The sequence below is a fragment of the Cyclobacterium sp. SOCE241 genome, assembly GCF_056867545.1.
Genome location: NZ_CP149779.1, coordinates 1032228 through 1058387, shown reverse-complemented (window position 1 = coordinate 1058387; position 26160 = coordinate 1032228). Strand labels below are relative to the sequence as shown.

The window sequence follows — 26160 nt, the reverse complement described above, 5'->3', positions numbered from 1 at the left end:
ATGACTTTACTACAAACTTTGTCAACCAGTGATGGCCTTCAGGCTGTTGATTCACTTGCCCTTATGGAAGGCACAGGCTCCAATGATATTGGTCTACTAGATTTAATGATCAAAGGGGGCTATATGATGATTCCACTCTATCTACTTTTTATCTTGGCCATTTTTATTTTCGTAGAACGTATCATTACCTTAAAAAAGGCTTCTAAGACTCCTAAAGGGATGATAGATCAAGTGAAAATGATGGTTCAAAGCGGAAATATAGAACAAGCTAAAATGGTCTGTCAAGGAGAAGAAACGCCGGTAGCCCATATGATCTCCAAGGGATTGGAGAGAATAGGTAGCCCTCTTAAAAACATTGAAGTGGCCATAGAAAATGTAGGTAAAATAGAAATTTATAAGCTGGAGAAAAACCTTGGCCTATTAGCTACAGTATCCGGTGCTGCCCCCATGATTGGTTTTCTAGGTACTGTTGCTGGCATGATTCGTGCTTTTATTGGTGTAGCCCAAGAGGAAGGAATGGTATCTCCTAAATTGTTGTCTACCGGAATATATGAAGCGATGATTACAACTGCCACAGGCTTGGTAGTGGGGATTGTTGCTTATTTGGGCTACAATTATTTGGTAACCAGGGTTTCCAAATTGATCCACAATATGGAGTATACCACGATTGAATTTATCGATCTTTTACAGGATAAAAAGTAATATGGCACTTCAGTCAAAAAATAAGATAGAAACCAGTTTTAGTATGTCGTCCATGACGGATATTATATTTCTATTGCTAATATTTTTTATGCTTACCTCTTCGTTTATAACTCCTTCAGGACTTCCTGTGAATTTGCCTTCCAGCGAAAGTTCAGACATCGTTATGCAAGAGGTTACCGTTAGTATTACCAAGGATCTTCGATTCGCTGTCAATGATAAGCAGGTAAGTAGGGATCAGGTGAAAGGAGAACTTACCAATTTATTAAATGAGAACAAAGGGTATGTGGTATTGCATATAGATAAGGAAGTCCCCGTAGAATACCTGGTAGAAATTGGGGGAATTGCTGCAAGTCTGGATGCCAATGTAACCATCGCAACACAACCGTTTAAGTAAACAATGGAAATTTGGGAGGACCATAAGGCTACAGTTGAGAACAATAGAAAAGCAATCATCATTACTTTATTAATTAATGTACTGTTATTGATTGGTTTTTATTTTATTATGGTGTGGAAACAACCTGATCCACCTATGTCTCAATTTGGGCTTGAGTTAAACCTTGGCTTTTCAGATGTAGGGGCTGACGCGAAACCTTCAGAAACGCCGCCTTCTACAAGTCAGGAAACAGCTGAAGTTGCTCCGGCACCGGGTGAACCTGCCCCGCAACCCACAGAAAACATTACACCCGTTAGCCCTCCTAAATCCAATCCTTCTCCGGCAGAAGTTAAAAAAGCGAACCAAAAATTGAAGCTGTATCTAAAGCACCCAGTCCGGTCAAAGCTGAACCTAAGCCTGTAGAAAAAAAGGAAAGTACCAAAGAAACAACAAAGCAGGCAGAAGTCCCTGTAAAGACCGAACCTGAGCAAAAACCACAGCCGGAAAAAGTGGAAAAACCACAACCTAAAGTAGACCCAAGGGCAATTTTTGGTGCTGGTGGAACCACAGGTAGTGGCAATCAAGCGACCACTGGAAGCAGTCAAGGAAATAGTTCTCAAGCAGGAGATGAAGGTAAACCTAATGGAACAATAGACGGCCGGTCAATTTTACAATCCGGCAAAGGAAATACAGGAGACGGTGCAGGTTATGACCTGGACTTGGCAGGATGGGATTTTGCTTCCAAACCAAATATCCAAGACAGGGTTTCCAATAGAAATGGTAAAATTGTTTTTAACATTACCATCAATGATAGTGGAAGGATTGTGCAGGCAATACCTGATACTTATAATGTAAGTAATGAAGTTTTAAATTACTACCGTAAAGTAGTTAACAGCCTCACATTTAAACCACAAAGTGGAAATACAATTGCTGAATACTCCAAAGGAAAAATCACCTTTATTATCCGCGTAGATTAATCGATCCCCATGAATTATCAATCCTCCCTGGACTTTTTGTTTCAGGCCTTGCCCATGTTTCAGCGGGTTGGAGGTGCTGCTTTTAAAAAAGACCTAACCAATACCCTAAAACTTTGTGCCCATCTGGGAAACCCTCAAAATAAATTTAAGAGCATTCATATCGCCGGTACCAATGGAAAGGGCAGTACAGCTCATGCATTGGCATCTGTATTGCAGGCAGCAGGATATAACACAGGACTATATACTTCTCCTCACCTAAAATCATTTAGAGAGCGTATAAAGATAAATGGAATAGAAATTTCTGAAAATGAGGTGGTAGCTTTTGTTGAAGCCAATAAAACCTTTTTATCGGAAATAAAGCCTAGTTTTTTTGAAATGACTGTGGCGCTTTCTTTTGCTTATTTTGCTAAGAAAGGCATTGATTATGCAGTAATTGAAACAGGTATGGGAGGAAGGTTTGACAGTACCAATGTTATCCAACCTCTGCTTAGTATCATTACCAATATAGGCTTTGACCATGAACAGTTTCTGGGCGATACCTTGGATAAAATAGCTTTTGAGAAAGCAGGGATTATCAAGGACAATGTACCGGTAGTAATTGGGCAAACTCATGATAGGACGGCAAGTGTTTTCCGTTCTATAGCTGCAGACCGAAAAGCAGCAATTACCTTTGCTGACCAATCTTTGGATGTGAAATTTAACGGATACAATAGGCAATCTAAAGAAAAAACCTAGCTCAATATACACTTTCAGGTGGCACTGCCTCAATAGAAAATATTGAATTGGATCTTCTAGGAAGTTATCAAGCAAAAACCTCCCTGCCATCATGGTGGCCTTGGATCATTTGAAAACATTGGGTTTGCAGCTTCATACTGATCATATTAAAAAAGGCTTGTCCAATATTACTACCAATACAGGGCTGAAAGGACGTTGGCAAATTCTTTCATCAGATCCACTAACTATTTGTGATACAGGACATAATGAAGACGGGATTCAAGAAATAATAGAACAGCTTTTGGTATTAAAAGGCAAGCAAAAACTTTATATGATATTGGGTATGGTAAAAGACAAGGCCCACTATAAAGTACTAGCGAAATTGCCGAAAGATGCTTACTATTTCTTTTGTCAGGCAGATCAACCACGTTCGATGCCTGCAAATGCACTTAAAAATTTAGCCGCTGAGTTAGGTTTGCAAGGAGAAGTAATTGAGAATGTAAATGAAGCCTTACAGGCCGCAGAAAAAAGGCAACGAAAGAGGATTTAATTTTTATTGGAGGAAGTACTTTTGTAGTTGCAGAAATAAATGATTTATAATAATGGGAAGAAATAAACTAGAGCGGTTTAGGCAAAATGAAGCAAATGCCAATGTGGTGCAACCGGGTAAAGAAAATTTTGAAAAGATCAAAGGAAATTGGAAATCAGTACAATTTAAAAGCAATGCTCCTTTGGTGGTAGAATTGGCATGTGGAAGGGGAGAGTTTACAGTTGGCCAAGCCAGGGTGGATGCCTCAAAAAATTTTGTAGGTGTAGATATCAAAGGCTCTAGAATTTGGAAAGGTAGCACCATTGCCATAGCAGAAGGTTTAGAGAATGTTGCTTTTTTAAGAACTCAAATTGAGTTGCTTGAAGATTCCTTTGAGGAAAAGGAGATTGATGAACTTTGGATTACCTTTCCTGATCCACGTCCTAAAGACAGGGACGAAAGGAAAAGGCTAACTTCGCCTAAGTTTTTGGAAATGTATAAAAAAATCATGGGCCGGGAGGGGCATGTACATTTCAAAACAGATAATACCGGACTTTATGAATACACTTTCGACTTGTTTGAAAGTAGAGAAGACATTGTCATTTATAAAAATACGCGAGACTTCTACCAATCGGAATGGAAAGACATCCATCATGGTATTATGACGCGGTACGAGAAAATGTTTATGGACAAAGGAGAAACGATTAAATACATTGAATTTGGCTTTAAAGAAGCCTAGTCTTCAATTTCCAAGGTTTCTAATATATCAGCCAATTCATCAAAATCCTTTATTCCCGGTCTGATTTCATGACCGGCTTTCATGCTGATACCTTTGATCCTGGTTTGATCCAACAGCCGTTCAATGTTCTTTTCATCAAAACCAAAACCAAGTAATAAATCACATTTCTCTGCGATATTTTTAAGTTTTTCATGGATTTCAGGAGTAATTTCCAATGCTTTGTCAGCTTCCAGGTTTAGCATTACCTTGTTTTCTTTTAAGGTGATGGCATAATCCAAGAGGTCATCCAAGTCTGCTTCTTTACTTATAGTACTTTTAAAAATTAAGCCGTAACTGGAATTTTTAAGCATGGGAAGGTGCAGTTTTTCTTCTATTTGAATAAAAGAAAATCCCTCATATTGGGTCAAAGTTTCTAATATTTGTGCAGGATGACTGTTTGAAAATTCCGCAACGTATTCCAAGCCTGATAACCAATCGGTTATTTCTTTGAATGCCGTAGGGCTAACAAAGTATTCGTTGTCATTTTCCAGAGAAAAACCCATTAGGTCTACATACATTCCTGAGCAATAACGTGCATCACTTAAGTTGTTTACATTACTTATCTTTACAAAAGTTTTTAAAGCCATTTTATTTTAGTGGATTATTTGCGTAATTTTCAATTGAATTCAAAGATAGAAAATGAAAATTTTTAATAAAAGGTATTGGTTGCTGCCCCTCCTTATTTTTATGGTTAGCTGTGCCGAGGAGACTGAAGATCCTGACTTGATTACTTCCACTTATTTTCCTTTGGAAATTGGTACTTATTGTGAATACAGTGTTGCAGAGACAGTTTATTATGGGGAAAATGACTTTGAAACGTCAAATTATTATTATAGAGATGAACTTAAAGATTTCTATTTGAATGAGATGAATGAAATGGTGTATTTGTTTCATCGGAGTAAGTCAACGGATAGAAGCGAATGGGCCAATGAAGTAGTTTATACAGCTAGCTTTAAACAAAATAGAATCATCAGAAATTATAATAATTTACAAGAAGTCATTCTCGTGTATCCTGTAAGTCTGGATTTTAGTTGGAATGGAAACAGTTACAATAATAATGGAGAAGAAAATTATTTTGTTGAAAGTATAGGTAGCTATATTTTAAATGAATTTGCTTTTTCGGATGCAGTAAAGGTTAGGAAAAGTGAAGAGGATGATTTGATCACCATTCGAGACAATAGGTACGAAGTCTTTGTAAGAAATATTGGAATGGTGGAAAATTACTATGAAGTATTTCAATACTGCTCTAGAAATGACTGTTTGGGTGAACAAATCATTCAAGAAGGCCGTTCTACCCATATGAGGCTTATCGACTATGGTAAAATTTAGTACAGCAATAGTTTTATTATTTTGGTTGACTGTAGTCAATGGGCTGGCACAAGATAGGTATGCTGTACACTATAAATACAAACCTAATGGCGTTTTTAGTGAAAGTTTGCTTAGCGAAAAAAGTATCACAAGAAGGAGCCGAGACAATGTATTATTGGACAGCACAGACTTACCTGTTGCTACAAAATACATAGAAGCTATCCGTCCCTATGTGAATCGCTTTATTTATCATTCCAAATGGCTGAATGCATCGATCATACAGGCTTCTGAAGAAGCCATAAAAGACATTTCCTCCTTGGATTTTGTAAATGAAGTTAATCTTGTAGCTAAGGGGGAAGGGGGAACTTTGGAAAGAAGCACCAAAAATTATAAAGCTAAAAAGAAAAAAAGGGCAATAGCAGTGCTACAGCTCCATCAGATTTTGAATTTCAAAACAGCATACTGGGTATTTCAGCCATGCATGAGGCAGGATTCACAGAGAGGGGGTTTTGGTGGCCATTTTTGATGCGGGATTCTTAAATGTGGACAAGATACCTGCGTTTGACCACCTGTTTGCTGAACAAAAAATTTATGCCACAAAGGACTTTGTCGTGCCTGATTCAGACAATGTATATAGAGCAGATACGCATGGCACAGGTACGCTTTCTTTAATGGCTGCTTACGATCCCGAAAATCTAATTGCCGGTGCCTATGGAGCCAGTTATATTTTGTGTATAACAGAGGATGTAGATTCAGAATATAGAATTGAAGAATACAATTGGGTTAAAGCCGCTGAATATGCCGATAGTCTGGGAGTGGATTTGATCAATAGCTCATTGGGCTACAATTATTTTGATGATGAAGGGATGGATTACTCCAAGGAAGACCTCGATGGGCAGACAGCCATCATTACCAAAGGAGCCAATATGGCTGCAGAAAAAGGAATTTTAGTGGTCAGCAGTGCCGGAAATGAAGGAAACATCAGTTGGAAAACCATTACGGTACCTTCTGATGCGAAGAATATTCTCTCCGTAGGAGCCATTAATAGTAATCTTAATAAGGCAGGCTTTAGCTCAATTGGTCCGAGCGCTGATAACCGAATCAAGCCGGAGTTGGTGGCATATGGATCTGGAGTTACCCTCTGGCGACAAGAAGAGGGGACAAGTAGTTCTAGTGGTACTTCATTTTCTGCACCTCAGGTAGCAGCTTTAGCGGCAGGATTGAGAGAAGCAAATCCCAATTGGACCAATGATAAATTGAGAGAACAAATTTTATTGAGTGGATCACAGTTTTCTCAACCTGACAACGAGCTAGGATATGGAGTCCCGGATTTTACTAGGGCAATGTTTGGTAAACTCATTGAAGATGGAGAGCCGGAAGGTGAATCCACTACAAGGGTGTACCCAAATCCCCTAACCAAAGATGAGTTGCTAATTGAATTTGGGACTTCTATCAATTGTACCATGAAATTGTTTGCCAGCGATGGAAAGCTGGTAAGTGAGCTTGAACTAGAAAGGAGCAAAAGTAATTTTCCTTATAGTGCCAGTATGGAAGTTTTAAATCCCGGAATCTATCTGGTTGAATTACAAGACGATTCCTCTGTCTCAACGGTGAAGTTGTGGAAGAAATAAGGAATTGAACTTAAAAATGCCTTTTTTTGTATCCTAAACAACTATTGTATCATCCTAAATACTATCCATATGAATCCATTAATAGCCCCCTCAATATTGGCTGCAGACTTTGCTAATCTCCAGCAGGAGGTTGAAATGATTAATGATTCTGTAGCAGATTACATCCATGTAGACATTATGGATGGTGTATTTGTTCCAAATATTTCTTTTGGCTTACCTGTAGTGGAAGCCATTAATCGTCATGCCAAAAAACCTTTGGATGTCCACCTGATGATTGTGGAACCTGACAAGTACCTAGAAGCTTTTCATAAAGCCGGCGCTGCTCAAATTACAGTTCACCTAGAGGCTTGTCCTCATTTGCACCGGACAGTGCAAGCCATTAAAGCATTGGATTGTAAAGTTGGGGTAGCGATAAATCCCCATACCCCTATTAGACTATTACAGGACATTGTGAAAGAGGTTGATACCGTTTTAATAATGTCGGTCAATCCAGGATTTGGTGGGCAGGAATTTATCGAAAACACTTACAAAAAAATCCATGCTTTAGGAGAACTAATCGTGGAAACCGGTTCTCATGCAAAAATTGAAATTGATGGTGGGGTTAGTTTAGCCAATGCTAAGAAACTGTTTGAAGCAGGAGCCAATGTATTGGTAGCAGGTAATTTTGTGTTTTCGTCAGAAAATCCAACTGAGACTATAAATAAGCTAAAAAGTATTGTTTAAATTCAAAAATTGTCCCTAATAAATAATTTTTAGCGCATTTTTTTGTTCATTGTTTGTTATATTGGTTGATTCTGATTTAATTCGAGGGTATAAAGCATTTTATAAATTGAGATAAAATTATGAAGAAATTATTTGGATTGGCCTTTTTATTTGTAGGTCTAATAGGTTTTAATGCACAAGCACAGGACGAAGCTGCCGAAGAAATTACCGATGAGGAAATTGCAAAATTTGCTGCAATGGAGGATTCTGTAATGGCTTTTTATGAGCAAAAGAATGCAGAGTTGGTATCTATGATCAAGGACAATGAGGTGATAGATGGAGCTGGTCGCTACAATGAAATAAAAGGTGCATGGGATGATGAAGCCAAACTTGCAGAAATTGAAATTACAGATGAGGAGAAAGTTGCTTATGAAGCCATTTTAGAATTTATGGGTTCTTTGAGTACCGAGGTTAGGGAGATGAAAATTGGCTTGATCAAAAATGATGAAGTGTTGGGAATTTCTACCTTTAATAAGGTGAATAAAGCCATGAAGGCTAATCCTGAAATTAAGGAAAAAGTGGACAGTGAAATTGCTGAATTGAAAGAAAAAGAAGTACTGAAGAGGAAGAAAGCCCTTCTGATGCAGGATGATATTATTTATTTTCTATAGAGATAATAAAAAAACCCTCAATAATTGAGGGTTTTTTGGTTTTGATGCGTTAGTAAATAAAATATTGTTTATTGTTATGGAAACTAGAGAACGTTTGTTTTGTTTTTGTGGCTTATTGCTTACCCTTCTGTTATTCAATACCTATGAAAGTAGGGCGCAGGAAGATATTTTTGGGATTGAAAGAAAGATTAAGAGCAGAAAAAGCGACAATGAAGTTGGGAATGCATTTAGGAATGCAGTCAGCAATTTTTCTTTTGAATTATCTTCCGGAGCAGGTTTCCATGAATACCAACTTGATTTTTGAGTGAGGAGCCTGAAAACTACCCCATCACTGATTTGCAAACCATGGAGGCTCCAGAATTTTCAGGCCCGGATACCACCTTGTATAGCAGCACAGGCTATGCTTATCCGGTTAATTTAGGCGTTCGCTTAAATTTATTTGACCTCATTAGTATTGGAGGTGGCTATGGAAGAGAATGGGGTAGCTTAGATAAGCTGACCGGGAATGGCAATACTTTTACTTTAGCCCAGGAAAAATACACCTATGATAAATTATACGGTACCGTAGGGTTGGTGCTTTGGGATTCCAGAAAGCGAATTTCTTTTCTAAGGTGGAAGTACCGAAAATATTCTGATAACAACCTTTCTGTTCAAGCCCAACTCAGACAAAGGGCCAATTTACATTATCCTTGGAGGTTAACGTTGGAAGGTGAATTTGGTTCAATGACCTTTAAAAAATCTTTAGACCCTCAACTTGCTGTGAACAAAGGGTATTATGGGGTAGGTCTTAGAATCGAGCGAGATTTGGGGGAATATTCCAAGGTTTTTATAAAACCCGCGGCAGAGTTTAGGCCATATGATTATAATATGGTGGACCCCGTAGAAATTCAGGAGTCAAACAATCTCTTTATACCGTACAGCTAGGGGTAGCCATAAGTTTGCCTGGTACCAAACGCTGTAAAATCGCGGGTTGCAAGGTGGTAATGAAACATTTGCACAATGGAGTGGAATACCGGGGAAGCTCTATTTTCAAAAGGCAGAATAGAAAAGTGGGAGAGTGGTATGGCAACTGATTTTAGGCGATAGAAAGCTACTTTTCCAAATTATTTGCTGCAATTAGGAAAATTAACTCTATGAATATAAAAAGGATACCTAATTATTCAATTGTATCAAATATATTATTTTTCTAAACCTGTACTTTTTGCTATCTTGCAGGTTATTAGCGAGAAAATTTAAATATGGCTCAAGGAGAGAACGAGAACATCATCCCGATTAATATTGAGGACGAAATGCGTGGTGCTTACATCGATTATTCGATGTCAGTAATTGTTTCCAGGGCTTTGCCGGACGTAAGGGACGGTTTAAAGCCTGTACACCGCAGAATCCTTTATGGAATGCAGGAGTTGGGGGTTTCCCACAACAAGCCTTATAAAAAATCTGCAAGAATAGTTGGTGAGGTATTAGGTAAATACCATCCACATGGAGATTCGGCTGTTTATGAAACTTTGGTTAGAATGGCCCAAACATGGTCGTTGCGATACCCATTGGTAGATCCACAAGGAAACTTTGGATCAATTGATGGCGATAATCCTGCAGCCATGAGGTATACCGAAGCAAGGTTGAGGAGAATTGCTGAAGAATTGTTGACAGATATTAACAAAGAAACAGTAGATTTTCAGTTAAACTTTGACGATACCTTAAAGGAACCAATTGTACTTCCGGCTAAAATCCCTGCTTTATTATTGAATGGAGCATCCGGGATTGCTGTAGGAATGGCAACCAATATGGCTCCTCATAATTTGGGAGAAGTCATAGACGGAATTCATGCCTATATCGATAACAATGACATCACGATTCCTGAATTGATGGAGCACATAATTGCTCCGGATTTTCCTACGGGAGGAATTATTTATGGCTATAATGGAGTGAAGGCTGCCTTTGAAACCGGTAGAGGCCGGGTAATTCTTAGAGGTAAAGCTACCGTTGAGACCAAGGCCTCAGGAAAGGAAATGATCATTATCAATGAAATTCCTTACCAGGTGAATAAGGCGTCAATGGTTGAGAAAACCGCTCAACTCATCAATGAAAAGAAAATTGATGGGATTTCTGCCATAAGAGACGAATCGGATAGGCAAGGAATGCGGATTGTTTATGAGCTCAAAAAAGACGCTGTACCCAATGTGGTACTCAACAATCTTTACAAGCACACCCAACTGCAAACTTCTTTTAGTGTAAACAATGTGGCTTTGGTCAATGGAAGACCATTCACATTAAATCTTAAAGAACTTATTCTTCATTATGTAGAACACAGGCATGATGTAGTTGTAAGACGTACGCAATATGAACTAAGAGAAGCTGAAAAAGAGCACATATATTGGAAGGTTACTTGGTAGCCCTAGACAATATTGATGAAGTAATTCAGTTGATCAGAGATTCAAAAGATCCGGAAACAGCCAGAAATGGTTTGATGGAAAAATTTGATCTTACAGAGATACAGGCACGAGCCATTTTGGACATGAGGTTGCAACGCCTTACCGGAATGGAAAGGGCCAAAATTCAGCAAGAATACGATGAATTGATGAAACTTATTGAAGAATTGAAAGATATTCTGGCCAATAAGGATCGAAGAATGCAAATCATTAAGGACGAGCTGGAGGAGATTAAAAACCGCTACAATGACGAGAGAAGGACCACCATTGAACACAATGCTGAGGACTTCAATTATGAGGACATGATTCCTAATGAAGAAGTAGTAATTACTGTATCCAACCAGGGCTATATCAAAAGGACCGTTCTCACAGAATATAAATCTCAGAGTAGAGGTGGTGTAGGGTCCAGAGGTGTCAGTACCAAAGAGGACGATTATACCGTTTATCTATTTACTGCCTTAACACATAACTATTTACTGATCTTTACGGATCAAGGTAAATTATTCTGGCTTAAAACCTACGCCATTCCTGAAGGTAGTAAAACATCTAAAGGCAGACCTATACAAAACCTTATCAATATTGAAAGTACCGATAGAATTAGATCTATTATTCAAGTTAAAGATCTTGGAGATGTAGACTATATCAATAATAACAATATTGTGATGATTACCAAAAAAGGGATCATCAAGAAAACTACTTTGGAGCAATATTCCAGACCAAGGACCAATGGTATTATCGCCTTGAATATCAGGGAAGATGATCAGTTGCTAAACGTTGAACTGACCAATGGAGACGCGAATATTGTGATTGCTTCAAGTTCGGGAAGAGCAGTTCATTTTCATGAATCCAATGTGAGGCCAATGGGTCGAACTGCAACCGGGGTAAAAGCCATTAACCTAGATGGGGAAGAAAACCATGTAATTGGCATGGTTTGTGTTCAAAGAGAAGATGCAACGCTTTTAGTTGTAACTGAAAAAGGATATGGAAAGCGTTCCTTTTTGTCTGAATACAGGATAACCAATAGGGGTGGAAAAGGGGTGAAAGCCATGAACATCACAGAAAAAACTGGGGGGTTGGTAGCAATTAAAGAAGTAGTGGATACCGATGACCTGATGATTATCAATCGTTCAGGGATTACCATTAGGACTCCAGCTGAAGGAATCAGAGTGATGGGAAGAGCTACCCAAGGTGTTAGATTAATTCGATTGAATGAAAATGATGAAATTTCATCTGTAGAAAAAATCGAAAACATTGAAACCGAAGAACCCGACAGTACTGTGGAAGATGAAGGAACTGATAACACCAACGATTCCGAAAATTCTCAGACAGGGGAAAACGAAGAAAATCCTAATAAAGAATAATAATTGAAACCAATAAAGAACCGCACTAGTAACATGAAAAAATTAATTTTATCGTTGGCTGTGGTGGGCATCGCCTCGACAGTTGCCTTTGGCCAGAAAAAGGTAGTTAAATCTGCTGAAAAAACCTTAACAGGGGAAATCTTGAAGAGGCATATACGGAAATAAAAACAGCAACTGCTGATGAGGAAACCGGCGCTCAGTCTGAAACCTATTTTATTAAAGGTAAAATAGAGACAAAGATGTTTGAAGCAGATTCATCTAATACACAGAGCACAGTGGATTTGGGTAGAGTTGCACAAGAAAGTTTTGTTAAGACTTTTGAAATGGAGAACAATGACTCTACAAGTAAAGTAAGTAAAGATTTATTCAAAGAGGTATTACCCGATATGCCCCCTAATTTTCAAGGAGAAGGTATCTACCGTTTGAAAAATGCATCTTTTAATAAGGCCATAGCCAAATATGAAGAAGAAGACATGGAACTTTCTCATGAATTCTTCGCTTTAGCTGCAGACTTAGATCCAAATGATACTTCCATCGTATTTAATGCAGGTTATACTGCTAATATGATTGGCAATACCGAAGCTGCAAAAAAATATTTTACTGAATTATTGGATGTACCGGAATACAATAAGCTCAATGCCTATTACTTTCTAATCCAAATTGCAAGTGCTGAAGACAATGATCCTGAAGAAGCTTACCGTGTAGTAACAGAAGCAAGGGAAGAATATCCTGACGATAAAGGCTTAGCTGAGTTTGAAATTCAATTGTTATTGCAGTTGGACAAAATGGATGAAGCGATGACTTCTATTGAGAAAGCTTTGGTAAATGACCCTAACAATCCGGCCATTAGGTTGAGATACGGTTACTTGAAAGAAAAATCAGGTGACATGGAAGGTGCATTGGAAGAATACAAGAAAACAGTTGAAGCTGATCCTGAATTCTTTGAAGGAAATTATTATGCCGGAGCAATCTATCTAGACAAAGCCAGAAATATAATTACAGAAGTAAACAACCTTTCTGATGATGAGTGGGAAGCTAAATCTGAAACGATGCTTAAAGAAGCGGACGGATTATATTTAGAAGCATTGCCTTATTTTACCAAAGCTTCTGAATTGAAACCTGATAATACTGATATTATGGAAATTTTATTCCAAATTCATACGAGGTTGAAAAACGAAGCGAAAGCTGAAGAATACAATCAAATACTCTCTGACAAATTGGGAGATAACTGGATAGAAAGATAAAATTCAAAAATATATAATAAAAAAGGCCCGAGTGTATAGCTCGGGCCTTTTTTATTTGTATTACTCTAGTAAAATTTATGAAGGTAATCAGAAATTTAATTTTGGGTAGGTAGATAAGAAATAGCTTATTCTGGATAATACTGTTTCTGCAGAAATTTCATTTTTTGCCTGGGTTTAATTGTAAATGAGTTCTATATACAGAAGCTAATCACTTTTGAAGAACATCTGTAATCCCTTGCGATCAAATCAAATTGTATTTTTTGTAATGCCTTTCTTAATCGTGGGGTAGATTTTAACGCGATGAGTGTAATGATATGTTTTAAAATATTCCCCTTCAATTAAAATATTTTGACTTAAATTTAAATATCTTGACTAAGATTTATTTTTTATGTTTGGTTAACTTAAATTATTGATTTTCAAGTTTTTGCGGATCCAATAGATTTGACCTTTACTTCCAGGCTGATGGATATTTATTTAAATCAAGGTCCCAAATCCACGGCAGGTAAAATAAAGCCACGATTAATATCAAAATTATTGAAAGTAGATTTAGAAATAATCCGGTTCGCATCATCACCGGTATGGTTAAATAACCGGAACCAAAAACAACTGCATTGGGAGGAGTGGCTACAGGTAACATAAAAGCACATGAAGCGGCCATTGTGGCCCCTACCATTAAAGCATAAGGATGTACCCCCATGGCCAAAGCAACTGCAGATAGGATGGGTAGAAGCATGGATGCAGTGGCTACATTGGAAGTTATTTCTGTCAGGAAATTTACAGCTGCAATAATAATGAATAAAAACAGCCAAAAGGGAACATTATTGAGCAGTACAAATTGTTCTCCAATCCAATTGGCTAAACCGGTTTCTTGAAAAGCTTTGGCCAGAGATAATCCACCCCCAAATAAGATTAAAATCCCCCAAGGAATTTTCTCAGCTACCTTCCAATCCAATAAGCGCTCATTTTTTTCATTGGAGGCAGGGATTACGAAGAGTAACAATACGCCAAAAATGGCAATAATGGTATCATTCAATACCGGAATATAGGTTTGCAAGATAAAACTTCTAAACATCCAGCAGAAACTCACCATTAAAAATACATAAAGCACCCTACGTTCTTGCAAACTAATTGGACCCAACGCTTCCAACTGACGGTTAATTTCATCTTTACCACCTTCCAATTGTAAGCTTTTAGGAAATTTAAAAGCATAATTCACCAAATAATACCAGCATACAAATAAAAGTGAACTAGCTAAAGGCAAACCGATTAACATCCATTGCGCAAAACTAATCTCCACCCCGTAAGTGCTTTTTACCACCCCTGTTAATATAATATTTGTTGGAGTTCCTATGATGGTAGCAATGCCGCCAATTGAGGCACTGTAGGCAATTCCTAACATTAAGGATTGCCCAAAAGCGTTTTCGGTTCCTTTATTGGACTGAGACATTTGAACCACCACAGCTATGGCAATGGGAAGCATCATTAAGGAAGTGGCAGTATTGGAAATCCACATGGAAAGAAAAGCTGTGGCCACCATAAATCCCAGGACAATTCTTTTTAAATCTGTACCTAAGTAAGAGATAATTTTCAGGGCTATCCTTTTGTGAAGGTTCCATTTCTCAATACTTACGGCAATCATAAAGCCCCCATATACAGTAGTACCATCGGATCAGAATAGGGTATAGAGGTAGGTTTTAAGGCCATAATTCCAGTTAACGGAAAGATTACTAAAGGAAGTAGGGCGGTGGCTGCAATTGGAATGGCTTCTGTTATCCACCAAATGGCTATCCAAAATGTAACAGCAAGTAACGAAATACCTTCAGGAGACAATCCATCAGGCGCAATGCCAAAATATATACCTAGAAATACAATGGGGCCTAGGAACAACCCGATTTTTTGAGTTTGCATACAATTAATTAAAACTTAAGATTACCGAAAATTGATCAAAATCGAAAGCATTCTTTATAGTATTGGTTGGTAGATTTAATAAGAGACCAAATTTTCTAGCTATGTGGTTCCTTTTATAATTGATCTCAATTGATTTACACCAGATTTAGGAGGTTTATGTACTATTGTTAAAAATAAATGAAAAAATTTACTAATATTGAGGTCAGTCTAAAAGTAAAATCGGTAAAATTCTTTTGCTTGCGCTTAGTAAGAGGAAAAAAATTATGGTCAGATACAAGCCCAAATTTATGAAGCGAATTACAAGTTTAATTTTAATAGGCATTCTATCATTTTTTGCCTTTCAATGTGGTCAGGATGGTCCTAAACTTACTTTAAATAAGGGAGATCATATTATCTTGATTGGTAATAACTTGGGATCAAGAATGATGAACTATGGTCATTTTGAAACTGAAATGCATGTTCGCTACCCGGATTCCTTATTATATATAAGGAATATGAGTGATGGAGGAGATACACCGGGTTTTAGACCACATGCAGGAAGAGTTTCGCCATGGGCTTTCCCGGGTGCTGAAGAATTTCAAGACGAATTGGCTACCAATTCAGGTAGTGAAGGACATTTTGAGACCCCTGATGAATGGATCAAAAGACATGAAGCAGACATCATCATTGCCTTCTTTGGCTACAATGAGTCTTTTGAAGGTGAAGAGGGTTTGGAAATGTATAAAAATGAATTGGAAGCATTTATCAAGCATACAAAAAACACCATTTATAATGGTGAAGCCCCGCCTCAACTTGCTTTGGTATCTCCAATCGCTTTTGAAGACCTAAGTGATGATTTTGATTTGCCAAACGGAGAAAAAGAAAACAAGAACCTTAAAATGTATACGGATGCAATGAAGGAAATTGCAGACAGGAACCAGGTCTTGTTTGTGGATGCTTTTTCACCCTCTTCATCTTGGTTCTCTTCGGCAGATGAATACCTCACCATAGATGGCTTTCAGTTGACAGAGGAAGGATATAAGAAGTTTTCAACTTTTTTGACCGATAAAGTATTCGGTACAGATAAGGCTGTAGCAGAAGACAATAGAGCTGCCATACATGCCGCTGTAAAGGAAAAGAACTGGATGTGGCACAATGATTACAAAATACCAAATGGTGTGCATGTTTTTGGTAGAAGGTATAACCCTTTTGGCCCGGACAATTATCCCTATGAATTGAAAAAAATCCGTCAAATGACGGAAAATAGGGATCAGGCCATTTGGAAAGCCAATAAAGGTGAGCAATTTGACTTGGCCAAAGCTGATGAAAGCACCATAGAGTTGCCACCGGTGGAAACCAACTATAATCCTGAAAAAAATGGAAGCCTTGAATACCTTTATGGTCAAGATGCTTTGGATAAATTTGAAGTTGCTGAAGGTTATAAGGTAGAATTATTCGCATCTGAAAAAGAATTTCCGGAATTAGCCAACCCTGTTCAAATGACCTTTGATACCAAAGGTAGATTGTGGGTGTCCGTAATGCCAAGTTATCCGCATTACAAACCGGGAGATCCAAAACCGAATGACAAAATCTTAATTTTAGAAGATACCGATAAGGATGGCAAGGCGGACAAGCAAACAGTTTTTGCTGACAGTTTGCATTTACCTATAGGTATGGAGATCGCACCGGAAGGAGTTTACCTGTCTCAAGGCACCAATTTTATCATTTTAAAAGATGAAGATGGGGATGATTATGCCGAGAAAAGGGAAATTTTATTAAGTGGATTTGATGATCATGATACGCACCACAATATTTCTGCCTTTGTAGCAGATCCTTCAGGGGCCATTTATATGGGTGAAGGGGTATTCCTTCATACAGACGTAGAAACACCATATGGCCCTGTAAGGGCTACCAATGGTGGGTTTTACAGGTACAATCCTGCTAGAAAAAGATTGGAGAGAACTGCTCAACTTCCCATACCTAATCCTTGGGGAATCGCATTTGATGATTGGGGGCAAAATTTCTTTGCAGAAACTTCCGGACCTGATGTTCGTTGGATGATGCCGGGATCCGTAAAATCCCGCTATGGTGAAGGAAATCATAAAGGACCAAACTTAATAGAAGACGCCCACAGGGTAAGACCAACCTCAGGCTTGGAATTTGTATCCAGTAGACATTTTCCCGAAGAAGTTCAAGGAGACTTGTTGATCAACAATACCATCGGATTTTTGGGCATGAAAATGCACCGAATGGTGGAAGATGGAACAGGCTATGATAGTGAACACAGGTTGGATCTTATCAAAAGTAGCGATGGGAATTTCAGACCTGTTGACATGGAATTTGCTCCTGATGGATCCCTGTACTTCGTAGACTGGCACAATATTTTGGTAGGTCACATGCAGCACAATGCAAGAGACCCATTGAGAGACCATGTTCATGGAAGAATTTATAGAATTACTTATCCTTCAAGACCTTTGGTTACACCTCCAAGCATTGATGGAGCAACTATTGAAACTTTGTTGGACAATTTGAAATTGCCTGAGTTTAGAGCCAGGTATGCGACAAGAATAGAGCTAAGAGGTAGAGATACTGAAGAAGTTTTGTCTAAAATGAAAACATGGATAGCCGATTTGGATGAAAATGATCCGAGGTATGAACACCATTTACTAGAAGGACTATGGGTTAGCTGGGGGCTGAATGCCGTGGACCAGGACCTGCTGAAAAAATTGATGGATTCTGAAGACCATAGAGTAAGAGCAGCGGTCGCAAGAATTTTACGTTATACCGGACATCAAGTAGCCGACCAGGTAGATTTACTTAAAAAAGCCGCTGCTGATCCCCATGGACGCGTAAGGCTGGAAGCCATAGTAGCTGCTTCTTGGTTGGATAAAGAAGATGGATTGGCCATTTTGGAAATTGCCAATGAAAATCCAATGGATGATTGGATGCAAAAACCTTTCGAAACCTCTTTGGCGCACTTGAATGATATGTCGGTCAAAAATATGGTAATCAACCCTGATGGTAGTGTGGTATTTCAGAAAGCGTCTGAGGAAGCCAAGGCATCCAATTCAAGGTTGAAAGGTGAAGAACTTACGCTATTCCAAATGGGTAAGGCTATTTATAGCAAAGAAGGCTTTTGCATTACCTGCCATCAGCCGGACGGTAAAGGATTGAGCGCTTCAGGCTTTCCACCATTGGCAGGAACCAAGTGGGTAAATGGAGACGAAGAAAGATTTATTAAGATTGTGTTGAATGGGCTTATGGGACCAATTGAAGTATTGGGCAAGGAATATCCGGGTCAGGTACCTATGACCCCATATGCCGGTATGCTTAACGACAAGGAGGTTGCTGCTGTAATCACCTACGTTAGAAATAGCTTTGGCAATGAGTCCTCAGCAGTTAGTCCGGATAAGGTGAAAGCTGTAAGGGCCGCCATCAAAGACAAAACAGGCTTCTATTCTCCCACCGAGTTGTTGCAAGAACATCCGATGGAAGAATAATTTGATAATGGTAAAGGCTGTTAAATTGAATTTCAAAGGCCTTTCACCAGTTATACAATAATTCAGAAGGCCATCCCTAATATTAGGGATGGCCTTTTTTGTTAGGGCTTTTCGGGACTAGAACCTGTCTTCGTAATACTTAGTAGGTTTTCCGGACCCTGAGCTTGTCAAAAGGCAATTAATATTCCTAAAACTAAGACTCATTTGTTAGGCGATTTTATTTTGGATTACTGCGCTTGGTGAATTACAAAAAAATAGTCAGTTGGATGGCTCATCCATTTCACTATAGGGATGCGATCAAAGAGAATTTCCTAAAGAAAATAATGCTTACCTACTTTCCAAACATTAATTGATTGTAATACTTAAATCTGTATAAGGTGTCCCATTTCCACATCTATTTAAAATCCTTTTCACTTATTTTACCCAAAGCTCTAAGTCGGTAATAATCAATAATAGGATGATAAATGAAAGAATAAATAAAAGCAGCGATAACAAATTGACCGGTAGATAGATATCCTTCTAACCAGGGGTACAGTATCAATATGAACGTAGCATTAGGCACTAGATGGTATATTAAATTGTTTTTCATAACTTTTTCACAATCTTGCTCAACCAAATACAAGTGTTCTTTTATTTAATATGGTGTCTATTATTAATATAATGAATTTATTCTGTAAATAAAATGTAAAATTTCGGTACCCTTATGTTTGCTAAATAAAATCAGCGTAAGATATACTTACCGGAATAAAATGCTCATCTATTTGAACTTGGTGCCGTTCTATTTTATTAATCTTATTTTTATTGACCATAAAGGACCTATGGGTACGGATAAAATAGGAGGGGAGTAGCTTTTCCAATTCTTTAAAAGTCATCCTGCTTATTAGCTTTTCATTTTTCAATTGCAGACTAACATAATTTCCTGCGGCTTCACAGTACAATAGCTCGCCAAAATTTATTCTTTGTTGGCTATCCGTTGTTTTGACAAAAATATATTCGGGTTCACCCGAAGGTTGCAATGCCTTCCAGTCTCGGGCTTTTTGGCAAGCTTGTAAAAACCGACTCAAGGAAAATGGTTTCAACAAGTAATCCAAGGCATTGAGTTCAAAGCCTTTCACGGCGAATTCAGAATAGGCAGTAGTAAAGATGACCATGGTAGCTTCCGGAAGCATGGCCATCAGGTCAATTCCTGAAATATCAGGCATATTGATGTCCAAAAATATAAGGTCTACCGGAATGTTGCTATGGTATTCAAGTCCTTGGATGCCATCAGAAAAAGCAGCTTCTAAAGTAATAAAAGGAACCTTGGAGGCATGAGATTTGATTACCTCCAAAGCCATTCTTTCATCATCTATTGCAATTGCTTTTAGCATACTAATCGTATTTGATAATTTAATCTTTCTCTCAATCCAACTGAAGTGAGAAATGTACGAAAAATTCACTTTCATTGGAAATGATGGAAAGACTAAACTTGCCGGAATAATAGTGCTCTAGTCGCTTTCTTACATTTTCCAAGCCTATCCCGGATTCGTCTTTAGGGTCATCCGTAATTTTTTTGGGATGAATGCTATTGACCAAATCCAGGTGCACCGTTCCCTCCATGCAACGTAAGTTGATCCTTATCCAAGACTTGTTTTTGGTGCTAATGCCATGCTTAAAGGCATTCTCTACAAAAGGAATCAAAAGCATGGGAGCAATTTGTCCCTCACATTCATCCTTTGGCAATTTAAAGTCAACGGACAGGTTTTCCTCATTTTCAAAGCGCAACATTTGAAGGTCCAGGTAGTTTTTTACATAGGCAATTTCTCTTTTCAAAGGAATTTTATCCTGTTGGTTTTCATGGATCATAAAGCGCATCATGTCGCCAAGTTTTTGAACGCCATCGGCCGTTTTTTCAGCATTTTCCATCAATGCAGTACCGTAAAGGGTATTCAGGGCATTGAATAAGAAATGCGGATTAATTTGAGATTTTAGAAAGCTTAAATTGGCCGTGCCTACCTCTACCTTATGACTTAGGGTTTTAATTTGACCTACCATACCGAGGTATTTTTCGAAGGAAAGATTGGAAATTGGAATAATTACCAATTGTATCATTAATCCGATGCCTAGACCTATCAAAAGTGGAATTCCTTCATTTTCAACTAAGCCAATAAAAATAAATGTACCAGGGAAGAAGAGTATTAAAGTAATATTGAACCAGTTGGCAGCCTTTCTATTGCCCGCCTGTCGATTTTTATAAATAAGGTAATAATTATAAACCAATACCAAAAGGATGGAAGGCAATGCAAACGCCAAAATAAAGGCAATACTCCTGTGGACAAGTTGGTCAATTTGAAGTAGAAATAAAGTCAGGAAAAAGAAAATGCTACCCAAACGGATTGAGTTGTAGGATTGATAATCCTTCATTTTGGGTGGTGTCAACACCTGTTTTAAAAAAATCACCCAAACCAAATAGCCTAAATAAATGGCCATTATTTTAAAATAATATGCCGTAAAAGGAGCTTTGGTAATATTTGCTCCATCAGAAAATAAAGTAATGATGATGTATGAGAAAATGGCAATAAGAACGCTTAGAATAATCAAGCGGGCCATTTTTTTATTTTTTAAGTAATTTGGTATCAGTACTTTATGAAACAGGTAGAAGACTAGAAATAATAGGAGCGGAATTATAATTTTGGCGAAATAGCCAATTAAACCATCATTAAATGAATGGTAGCCCCCATTCCCTGCACTGAGTATATTGACCAAAACAATAATCAGAAAGACTAGGGTAACGATCCACCATTCGATTTGCCGAAATGCCAAAGGTTTATTTTTCATAGTTGTTCAATTTATAAATTAAAATTTAAACCGAATATTTTGCATTCGGTTCTGAGTGGGTTTAATTGATTGGAATATTGAATGGCAGCATAAGCCAGGTAGCAATTGTATAGTAATCCTACGATGGTCAATAGGATATAGCAACGTTTGTTGGTTTTTGTCATGGTTATTCTATTGAAAGCATTCGGTTGTGGTACATGCCCATTTTGATACCTATGAATATTTACACAAGAATATCCTCTTCAGTAGATCCAATCAAAAAATGTGACGAAATGGTGGAATTCAGGGATGGAAATGCTCCTGATCGCTATTGAAAATCCACCGATAGCCTCAACTGCTTCCCGACGGTTGAGCCTGCCTAAGCCTAGGGCAAATGATCGCTATACCGGCGGCTGAGCTTGTCGAAGCCATAGGTAAATGTAAATAGCTATCACATAATATTGGGATTTGCTGGAGAAAGCTCAAAAGAATCACCTAATCAGAAGGTTAAATAACTAAAAAATAAACACTACCCTATAGGTCGATCAAAATCTAAATTCATGGGACTCCCCTTAGCGAAAGGGGCAAAGCCTGTCCCAACTTTAATCGGGAGGGGATTTGTCAGGAACCGAGATCTGTGGCTATTATAGTTTCAGCCCTTCAGGCTTCTTCATTTTCGGTTTGGGAATACCAAAATCAATCCCCGGTAATAAATTAGAAGGAAGGGATGCCTTAAAAAATAACCTAATCAGTAAAAGAATGCAATACCGGCGGCTGAGCTTGTCGAAGCCATCGGTAAATGTAAAATAAAAAAATAGCTAATTTACTTAATTCGTTATGTAATTTATCTATTTCTTTAGTTTTCAAAATCTGAGTTTACGGCTTGATTTTTAATGTTTCCGGATATTCATCGATGATCTTTCCGTTTTCATTGATCATCAGGAAATGTTGGTGACTCCCTTGTAGGGTAGCGATAATGGCTGAATTTTCTTCAGCAGATTTCCTGAGGTACCAAACTTCCTCCGGACTTTTGGGCTTCTTTTTCTACACCCCAGGAACCATCTCCCAGGTAAATGATGCCGTTGGGGTCTATATTATCCCGGAGAAGGGGATAGCTGCGTTTATAAGTATGGTCATCATTTTCCAGGGCTACACGTACACCATATTCTTCAAATAGTGGAACCCAATGTGTGTGGACCTCCTGAGACCAAAACTGGTTGCGGTTTCCCCGGGCTGCACACGGCCGGAAGGGTAAGCAGGCTTGTGGTAAACCGGGATGATATTGGCCATGTCTTTTCTTTCTTCCAATCGTTCATGAAGCCAATTGGTTTGACTTCCACTAATAAGGTTGCTATGAGAGCTATCCAGTATAAATAAGCTCAGGTAATTGCCAAAGTCAATCACTCCATAACCGGGCTGTCCTGGGAAAGCAAATAGTCTGTAGAAAAATGGTGCTTTTTCCAGTCGTATTTCATCCGTAGGTTCCTCCATTTCTCCACGTTTTACCTTGGCAATAAATGCAGGCATGCCTATGCCTTTGTTGATATTGCTTTCTGAAGCGGGGTAATGGTGATTGATTACATCGTGGTTGCCAATGCCAACAACAAGAGGAACCACTCTGCCATCCTCAGTAACCAGGTCACGCAAAACTCCTTCAAACCACTGGTACCAAGCGGCTATATTTTCCTTTTGGCCATTGGCATAGGCCAAATCGCCACCCCAAACTATAAAATCCGGGTTATACTGCATGGCTGCCCGGTTCATTTTTTTAAACATTTCTCCCTGAGAAGTATCTCCACCTGCAGCAAAACGGATAGGTCGGTCATTGGTCTTGGGCATGGTACGGAAATAGAAAATTCGGCTAAATTCCCCTACACGAAACTCATAGTTTACATCAGGTTTTAAACCTGTCAGTTCTAAACGGTGTATTTTACGATCTGAAAAAGGAAAGTCAAAAGCAAGGGAGCTAAGAGATGTCCAGGTATCTGTTCCTTTTTCCCTGAAATGTAACAAATCAATCGCCTGATCTTCAGCCTTTGTATGCCAGTCGATGGTCATGGTGCTGGTAGGGTCATTTTGCCAGGTGAGGAATAAACCGGCCGGAGAAGTCTGGGCCAGAGTCTGCATGACAAAAAGAAAGAATAGAATCGAAGTAAGGAGCTGGAGCCTTAAATATTTGTTCATAGTTTTGGTCATTATCAATATATTTATCAAATATACCGTAAAAACTTAAAATGGTCTATTGGCCATAATTAAGGGATTGTTAAGGCTGATGAATTAATCAAGTAGCAAATAGAAAGGATCCCATATTTTATTGGCAAGCCTGGCTTATCTTGAAGCGGGGAGATGGTTGGGTAGGTCTAAATTCATTCTATTTAACATAATATAAATTATATAACATTTAAAGTTATTTACAATTAAAAGTGAGTGTGGAATGGTTTTATTTGACTAGTAAGGAAATTGTTCCGGTCTGTTTTTAAATACTTCATTCTTAAGGGTTACATTTTTATTTTTTATACCTGTGCTCCGTAAAAAGCCTGTTTGATGGGCTCTTTCATATCCGGTTGCTTACACTCTATGATTGTCACCGGAATACCATTGATGAACAACACAATATCCGGACGGTAATGATCCTTGCTTGTACTGCGCATCGTGCTTTATTCTTCACAAACATGAAATACGTTTTGCTCCGGATGTTGCCAATCTATGTATTGAAGGGTAAAACTCTTTTTGTCTCCGTCTATGTTTTGTTCAAGGGATTTACCTAATGTCAATAGGTTATAGACTGATTCACTTGCTGTGATATAACCCTCCTGCATTGGTGGGTTTTTCAATGCTTGAATACCTGCTTTTAAATTGTTATCACTGAAAACTAATGTTTCCGTAGAACTAACTCGAATTGAATTGATTTCTTTCAACTGCTTTCGCAAACCATTCTCTAAGATGAAATTGGTGGTTTTGTTGCCACGATAGGCCAAAGCTTCATCGGGAGTCAAATAGGTGTAGCCTAGGGTTTGCAAAACCTGCAATGCTAGTATTTGACTAATATGATCTTCTTTAAATGATGGTATTTCCATAGCCTATAGTTCTATAATAAGATCCAACCCAAATTTGTATATCTCGTATATATTCGTGATATTTGTTTAACAAAAAATATTGGACCGGGGTGTCCCCGATCGGCAAAAAGCTGGAATTAATTTCAGCTTTTTGTTTTTTAGGGAATATCTTAAGTCCATATAATTTACCCCCTCTTCTATAAATTTTAGGTTGAATCAGGTCATAGGCCGGATTGGCCCTATTCGGATCCAAAACAAATCTGGCCACCGGGTATGCGATCAAATCTGCAAGTTGTAATTCATTGATATTTTCTCTTTTTGATTTGAAACTGATGGCCATTCCGTAGTTTTTCAATCGTGTGGCATCTACATAACCCGTTCCCCTTGCCAACAATTTCTGAAAATGCTCAGCTAGCTGCCTGTCCTCCTTTTTACCTCGTTTCTCAATGAGGACTTCCAGTTTAATATCATCTCTATTGAGGGAATCCAAACAAAAAATACTGCGCTCAATGATAAATGAAAGTGATATTTCATAGACATCATTGGAAAGCCTTCCGTATTTCTTAATGAACTGGTCTTTTCTAATCGCCGCATTGATTACGGAATAGTCACTCTTAGCGATGCATAGGTTCAACTGCTCATAAAAGGAGCGCTTTAGAGCAGAGTCGAATAATACAACAAACTCCTTTTCGCATTTTCGGATGTCACGAGAATGAAATATTGCAGTCTTATTGTTCCAAAATTGCTTTTTAATATGATTGAAGTTTTCCTTCAACTGCTCGTAGGCCTGCTCCGACATAAGTACTCCACAGAGCAGGAATACCGGAAAATCAGGATTGACATGCGTCAATCCATGATCTCCACTTTCGTCTATAAACAGGTAGTATTTCATCTTTTACTATTTAACTTCTTCTTCCTCATCAATAACTGCTGCATCAAACCCTTTTTCTCATCCTTGAAAGCATTTAGTTTTTGATTTAGAATATCTATTTTTTTAGTGAAAGAAAACATATGTTTTGATTATACTGACAGGAATATAATTAATTTCATTTTTCTAGTGTAGCAGAATATCATCAAAGATGACATTCGTGGTTATATTCCCAAGATAAGCCAAAGATTCGTATGGAGTCAAACAGGTATAGTCTAAAGTATGCAATACCTGCAATTCTTGCATTTGGCTGTTATGACTTTTATTAGATGCCGGTGTTTCCATTCCGTATGTTAGTCTAAGGTCTGTTTTCGATTAAATCAATGTTCTCACAAACCCTGCTTATATTGCTAAGCTGGCATCAAGGCCAGCGAGTTTGAACGTGTAGTACTTCAAAATTAGACGTTATATTAAGTATCCAATAAGGACAGCGCCTCAACAAACCCTGTGCCGTGCCCTGATCCTGGCGCCTTATAATTTTTCTTTTGTCCAACCCACAAGAGAGTTTTTCTTCAACCGCACACACAAAAGATTTCCTCATACTTTACTCTGTACAATTCTCTAGCCTGTCAAA

Annotated in this window: 20 protein-coding genes and 4 pseudogenes; 17 read left to right on the top strand and 7 right to left on the bottom strand. The window is 38.2% G+C overall.

Annotation, left to right across the window (positions count from 1 at the left end; genetic code table 11):
* From WG932_RS05010 to trmB, 7 genes are all read left to right on the top strand, one after another.
* Entirely contained in the window at nucleotides 1–702 is a 702-nt protein-coding gene (locus WG932_RS05010) for a MotA/TolQ/ExbB proton channel family protein (RefSeq protein WP_149393280.1), read from the top strand.
* Nucleotide 703: 1 nt separating this feature from the next.
* Nucleotides 704–1096, top strand: a complete 393-nt coding sequence (locus tag WG932_RS05005) for an ExbD/TolR family protein (RefSeq protein ID WP_014022247.1) — start codon at nucleotides 704–706, stop codon at nucleotides 1094–1096.
* A gap of 3 nt (nucleotides 1097–1099) precedes the next feature.
* Nucleotides 1100–1498 carry a hypothetical protein gene (locus WG932_RS05000; protein ID WP_483087186.1) on the top strand — a complete coding sequence of 133 codons (399 nt, stop codon included), beginning with the start codon at nucleotides 1100–1102 and terminating at the stop codon, nucleotides 1496–1498.
* An 86-nt stretch (nucleotides 1499–1584) separates the two neighbouring features.
* Nucleotides 1585–2052, top strand: coding sequence for a hypothetical protein (locus WG932_RS04995; RefSeq protein ID WP_483087185.1), 468 nt, complete (start codon nucleotides 1585–1587; stop codon nucleotides 2050–2052).
* A 9-nt stretch (nucleotides 2053–2061) separates the two neighbouring features.
* Nucleotides 2062–2787 carry a bifunctional folylpolyglutamate synthase/dihydrofolate synthase gene (locus WG932_RS04990; protein WP_483087184.1) on the top strand — a complete coding sequence of 242 codons (726 nt, stop codon included), beginning with the start codon at nucleotides 2062–2064 and terminating at the stop codon, nucleotides 2785–2787.
* Between the two features lie 91 nt (nucleotides 2788–2878).
* Entirely contained in the window at nucleotides 2879–3316 is a 438-nt protein-coding gene (locus tag WG932_RS04985; protein ID WP_483087183.1) for a glutamate ligase domain-containing protein, read from the top strand.
* Between the two features lie 52 nt (nucleotides 3317–3368).
* Nucleotides 3369–4034 carry a tRNA (guanosine(46)-N7)-methyltransferase TrmB gene (gene trmB, locus WG932_RS04980; protein WP_014022244.1) on the top strand — a complete coding sequence of 222 codons (666 nt, stop codon included), beginning with the start codon at nucleotides 3369–3371 and terminating at the stop codon, nucleotides 4032–4034.
* Here trmB and WG932_RS04975 read toward each other — a convergent pair.
* Nucleotides 4031–4660, bottom strand: a complete 630-nt coding sequence (locus WG932_RS04975; RefSeq protein WP_149393277.1) for a beta/alpha barrel domain-containing protein — start codon at nucleotides 4658–4660, stop codon at nucleotides 4031–4033. The two genes, trmB and WG932_RS04975, sit on opposite strands and share 4 nt — an antisense overlap.
* A 52-nt stretch (nucleotides 4661–4712) precedes the next feature.
* On the opposite strand from WG932_RS04975, the gene WG932_RS04970 reads away from it, so the two are divergent.
* The 9 genes and pseudogenes from WG932_RS04970 to WG932_RS04930 all read left to right on the top strand — a co-directional run bounded on the left by WG932_RS04970 (nucleotide 4713) and on the right by WG932_RS04930 (nucleotide 13419).
* The gene (locus tag WG932_RS04970; protein WP_483087182.1) at nucleotides 4713–5402 is read left to right on the top strand and encodes a hypothetical protein; all 690 of its coding nucleotides are present in this window, start codon (nucleotides 4713–4715) and stop codon (nucleotides 5400–5402) included.
* Entirely contained in the window at nucleotides 5389–5907 is a 519-nt protein-coding gene (locus tag WG932_RS04965) for a hypothetical protein (protein WP_483087181.1), read from the top strand. The genes WG932_RS04970 and WG932_RS04965 overlap by 14 nt, the downstream gene beginning before the upstream one ends.
* 16 nt (nucleotides 5908–5923) lie before the next feature.
* Nucleotides 5924–7012 (top strand): S8 family peptidase, encoded by a 1089-nt coding sequence (locus tag WG932_RS04960; protein WP_483087180.1) that lies wholly within the window; start codon nucleotides 5924–5926, stop codon nucleotides 7010–7012.
* A 69-nt stretch (nucleotides 7013–7081) separates the two neighbouring features.
* On the top strand, nucleotides 7082–7735 hold the full coding sequence (gene rpe / locus WG932_RS04955; protein ID WP_014022240.1) for a ribulose-phosphate 3-epimerase: 654 nt from the start codon (nucleotides 7082–7084) through the stop codon (nucleotides 7733–7735).
* A 119-nt stretch (nucleotides 7736–7854) separates the two neighbouring features.
* Entirely contained in the window at nucleotides 7855–8385 is a 531-nt protein-coding gene (locus tag WG932_RS04950) for a hypothetical protein (protein WP_483087179.1), read from the top strand.
* 76 nt (nucleotides 8386–8461) lie between these two features.
* Nucleotides 8462–8689: a hypothetical protein gene (locus tag WG932_RS04945; protein WP_483087178.1), complete on the top strand. Its 228-nt coding sequence runs from the start codon at nucleotides 8462–8464 to the stop codon at nucleotides 8687–8689.
* Entirely contained in the window at nucleotides 8686–9309 is a 624-nt protein-coding gene (locus WG932_RS04940; RefSeq protein ID WP_483087177.1) for a hypothetical protein, read from the top strand. Before WG932_RS04945 ends, WG932_RS04940 begins: the two co-directional genes overlap by 4 nt.
* Nucleotides 9310–9623: 314 nt before the next feature.
* A pseudogene (gene gyrA / locus WG932_RS04935) lies at nucleotides 9624–12175 on the top strand (DNA gyrase subunit A).
* A gap of 33 nt (nucleotides 12176–12208) precedes the next feature.
* Nucleotides 12209–13419: pseudogene (locus tag WG932_RS04930) on the top strand (tetratricopeptide repeat protein).
* A 448-nt stretch (nucleotides 13420–13867) separates the two neighbouring features.
* On the opposite strand, the pseudogene WG932_RS04925 reads toward WG932_RS04930, so the two are convergent.
* Nucleotides 13868–15327, bottom strand: a pseudogene (locus tag WG932_RS04925) (SLC13 family permease).
* Nucleotides 15328–15614: 287 nt separating this feature from the next.
* On the opposite strand from WG932_RS04925, the gene WG932_RS04920 reads away from it, so the two are divergent.
* Complete coding sequence (locus WG932_RS04920) at nucleotides 15615–18806, top strand: PVC-type heme-binding CxxCH protein (protein ID WP_483087176.1); 3192 nt, start codon at nucleotides 15615–15617, stop codon at nucleotides 18804–18806.
* Between the two features lie 710 nt (nucleotides 18807–19516).
* Here WG932_RS04920 and WG932_RS04915 read toward each other — a convergent pair.
* From WG932_RS04915 to WG932_RS04895, 5 genes and pseudogenes are all read right to left on the bottom strand, one after another.
* A complete protein-coding gene (locus WG932_RS04915) occupies nucleotides 19517–20176 on the bottom strand; it encodes a LytR/AlgR family response regulator transcription factor (RefSeq protein ID WP_483087175.1) in 660 nt (219 codons plus the stop codon).
* 31 nt (nucleotides 20177–20207) lie between these two features.
* A complete protein-coding gene (locus tag WG932_RS04910; RefSeq protein ID WP_483087174.1) occupies nucleotides 20208–21623 on the bottom strand; it encodes a sensor histidine kinase in 1416 nt (471 codons plus the stop codon).
* Between the two features lie 1128 nt (nucleotides 21624–22751).
* Nucleotides 22752–23786, bottom strand: coding sequence for a purple acid phosphatase family protein (locus WG932_RS04905; RefSeq protein ID WP_483087173.1), 1035 nt, complete (start codon nucleotides 23784–23786; stop codon nucleotides 22752–22754).
* A 329-nt stretch (nucleotides 23787–24115) separates the two neighbouring features.
* Nucleotides 24116–24679 (bottom strand): annotated as a pseudogene (locus WG932_RS04900) (type I restriction endonuclease).
* The gene (locus WG932_RS04895) at nucleotides 24660–25550 is read right to left on the bottom strand and encodes a DUF3800 domain-containing protein (RefSeq protein WP_483087172.1); all 891 of its coding nucleotides are present in this window, start codon (nucleotides 25548–25550) and stop codon (nucleotides 24660–24662) included. Before WG932_RS04895 ends, WG932_RS04900 begins: the two are co-directional and overlap by 20 nt.
* Nucleotides 25551–26160: the final 610 nt, after the last annotated feature.

What these genes read in the sequence shown, in the direction of transcription:
- WG932_RS04970 (WP_483087182.1), top strand. Translation starts at nt 4,713, where the DNA reads ATGAAAATTTTTAATAAAAGGTATTGGTTGCTGCCCCTCCTTATTTTT.
- trmB (WP_014022244.1), top strand. Translation starts at nt 3,369, where the DNA reads ATGGGAAGAAATAAACTAGAGCGGTTTAGGCAAAATGAAGCAAATGCC.
- WG932_RS04915 (WP_483087175.1), bottom strand. Translation starts at nt 20,176, where the DNA reads ATGCTAAAAGCAATTGCAATAGATGATGAAAGAATGGCTTTGGAGGTA.
- WG932_RS04905 (WP_483087173.1), bottom strand. Translation starts at nt 23,786, where the DNA reads ATGAACAAATATTTAAGGCTCCAGCTCCTTACTTCGATTCTATTCTTT.
- WG932_RS04920 (WP_483087176.1), top strand. Translation starts at nt 15,615, where the DNA reads ATGAAGCGAATTACAAGTTTAATTTTAATAGGCATTCTATCATTTTTT.
- WG932_RS04975 (WP_149393277.1), bottom strand. Translation starts at nt 4,660, where the DNA reads ATGGCTTTAAAAACTTTTGTAAAGATAAGTAATGTAAACAACTTAAGT.
- WG932_RS05000 (WP_483087186.1), top strand. Translation starts at nt 1,100, where the DNA reads ATGGAAATTTGGGAGGACCATAAGGCTACAGTTGAGAACAATAGAAAA.
- WG932_RS04910 (WP_483087174.1), bottom strand. Translation starts at nt 21,623, where the DNA reads ATGAAAAATAAACCTTTGGCATTTCGGCAAATCGAATGGTGGATCGTT.
- WG932_RS04990 (WP_483087184.1), top strand. Translation starts at nt 2,062, where the DNA reads ATGAATTATCAATCCTCCCTGGACTTTTTGTTTCAGGCCTTGCCCATG.
- WG932_RS04895 (WP_483087172.1), bottom strand. Translation starts at nt 25,550, where the DNA reads ATGAAATACTACCTGTTTATAGACGAAAGTGGAGATCATGGATTGACG.
- WG932_RS04945 (WP_483087178.1), top strand. Translation starts at nt 8,462, where the DNA reads ATGGAAACTAGAGAACGTTTGTTTTGTTTTTGTGGCTTATTGCTTACC.
- WG932_RS05010 (WP_149393280.1), top strand. Translation starts at nt 1, where the DNA reads ATGACTTTACTACAAACTTTGTCAACCAGTGATGGCCTTCAGGCTGTT.
- WG932_RS04985 (WP_483087183.1), top strand. Translation starts at nt 2,879, where the DNA reads ATGGTGGCCTTGGATCATTTGAAAACATTGGGTTTGCAGCTTCATACT.
- WG932_RS05005 (WP_014022247.1), top strand. Translation starts at nt 704, where the DNA reads ATGGCACTTCAGTCAAAAAATAAGATAGAAACCAGTTTTAGTATGTCG.
- rpe (WP_014022240.1), top strand. Translation starts at nt 7,082, where the DNA reads ATGAATCCATTAATAGCCCCCTCAATATTGGCTGCAGACTTTGCTAAT.
- WG932_RS04965 (WP_483087181.1), top strand. Translation starts at nt 5,389, where the DNA reads ATGGTAAAATTTAGTACAGCAATAGTTTTATTATTTTGGTTGACTGTA.
- WG932_RS04950 (WP_483087179.1), top strand. Translation starts at nt 7,855, where the DNA reads ATGAAGAAATTATTTGGATTGGCCTTTTTATTTGTAGGTCTAATAGGT.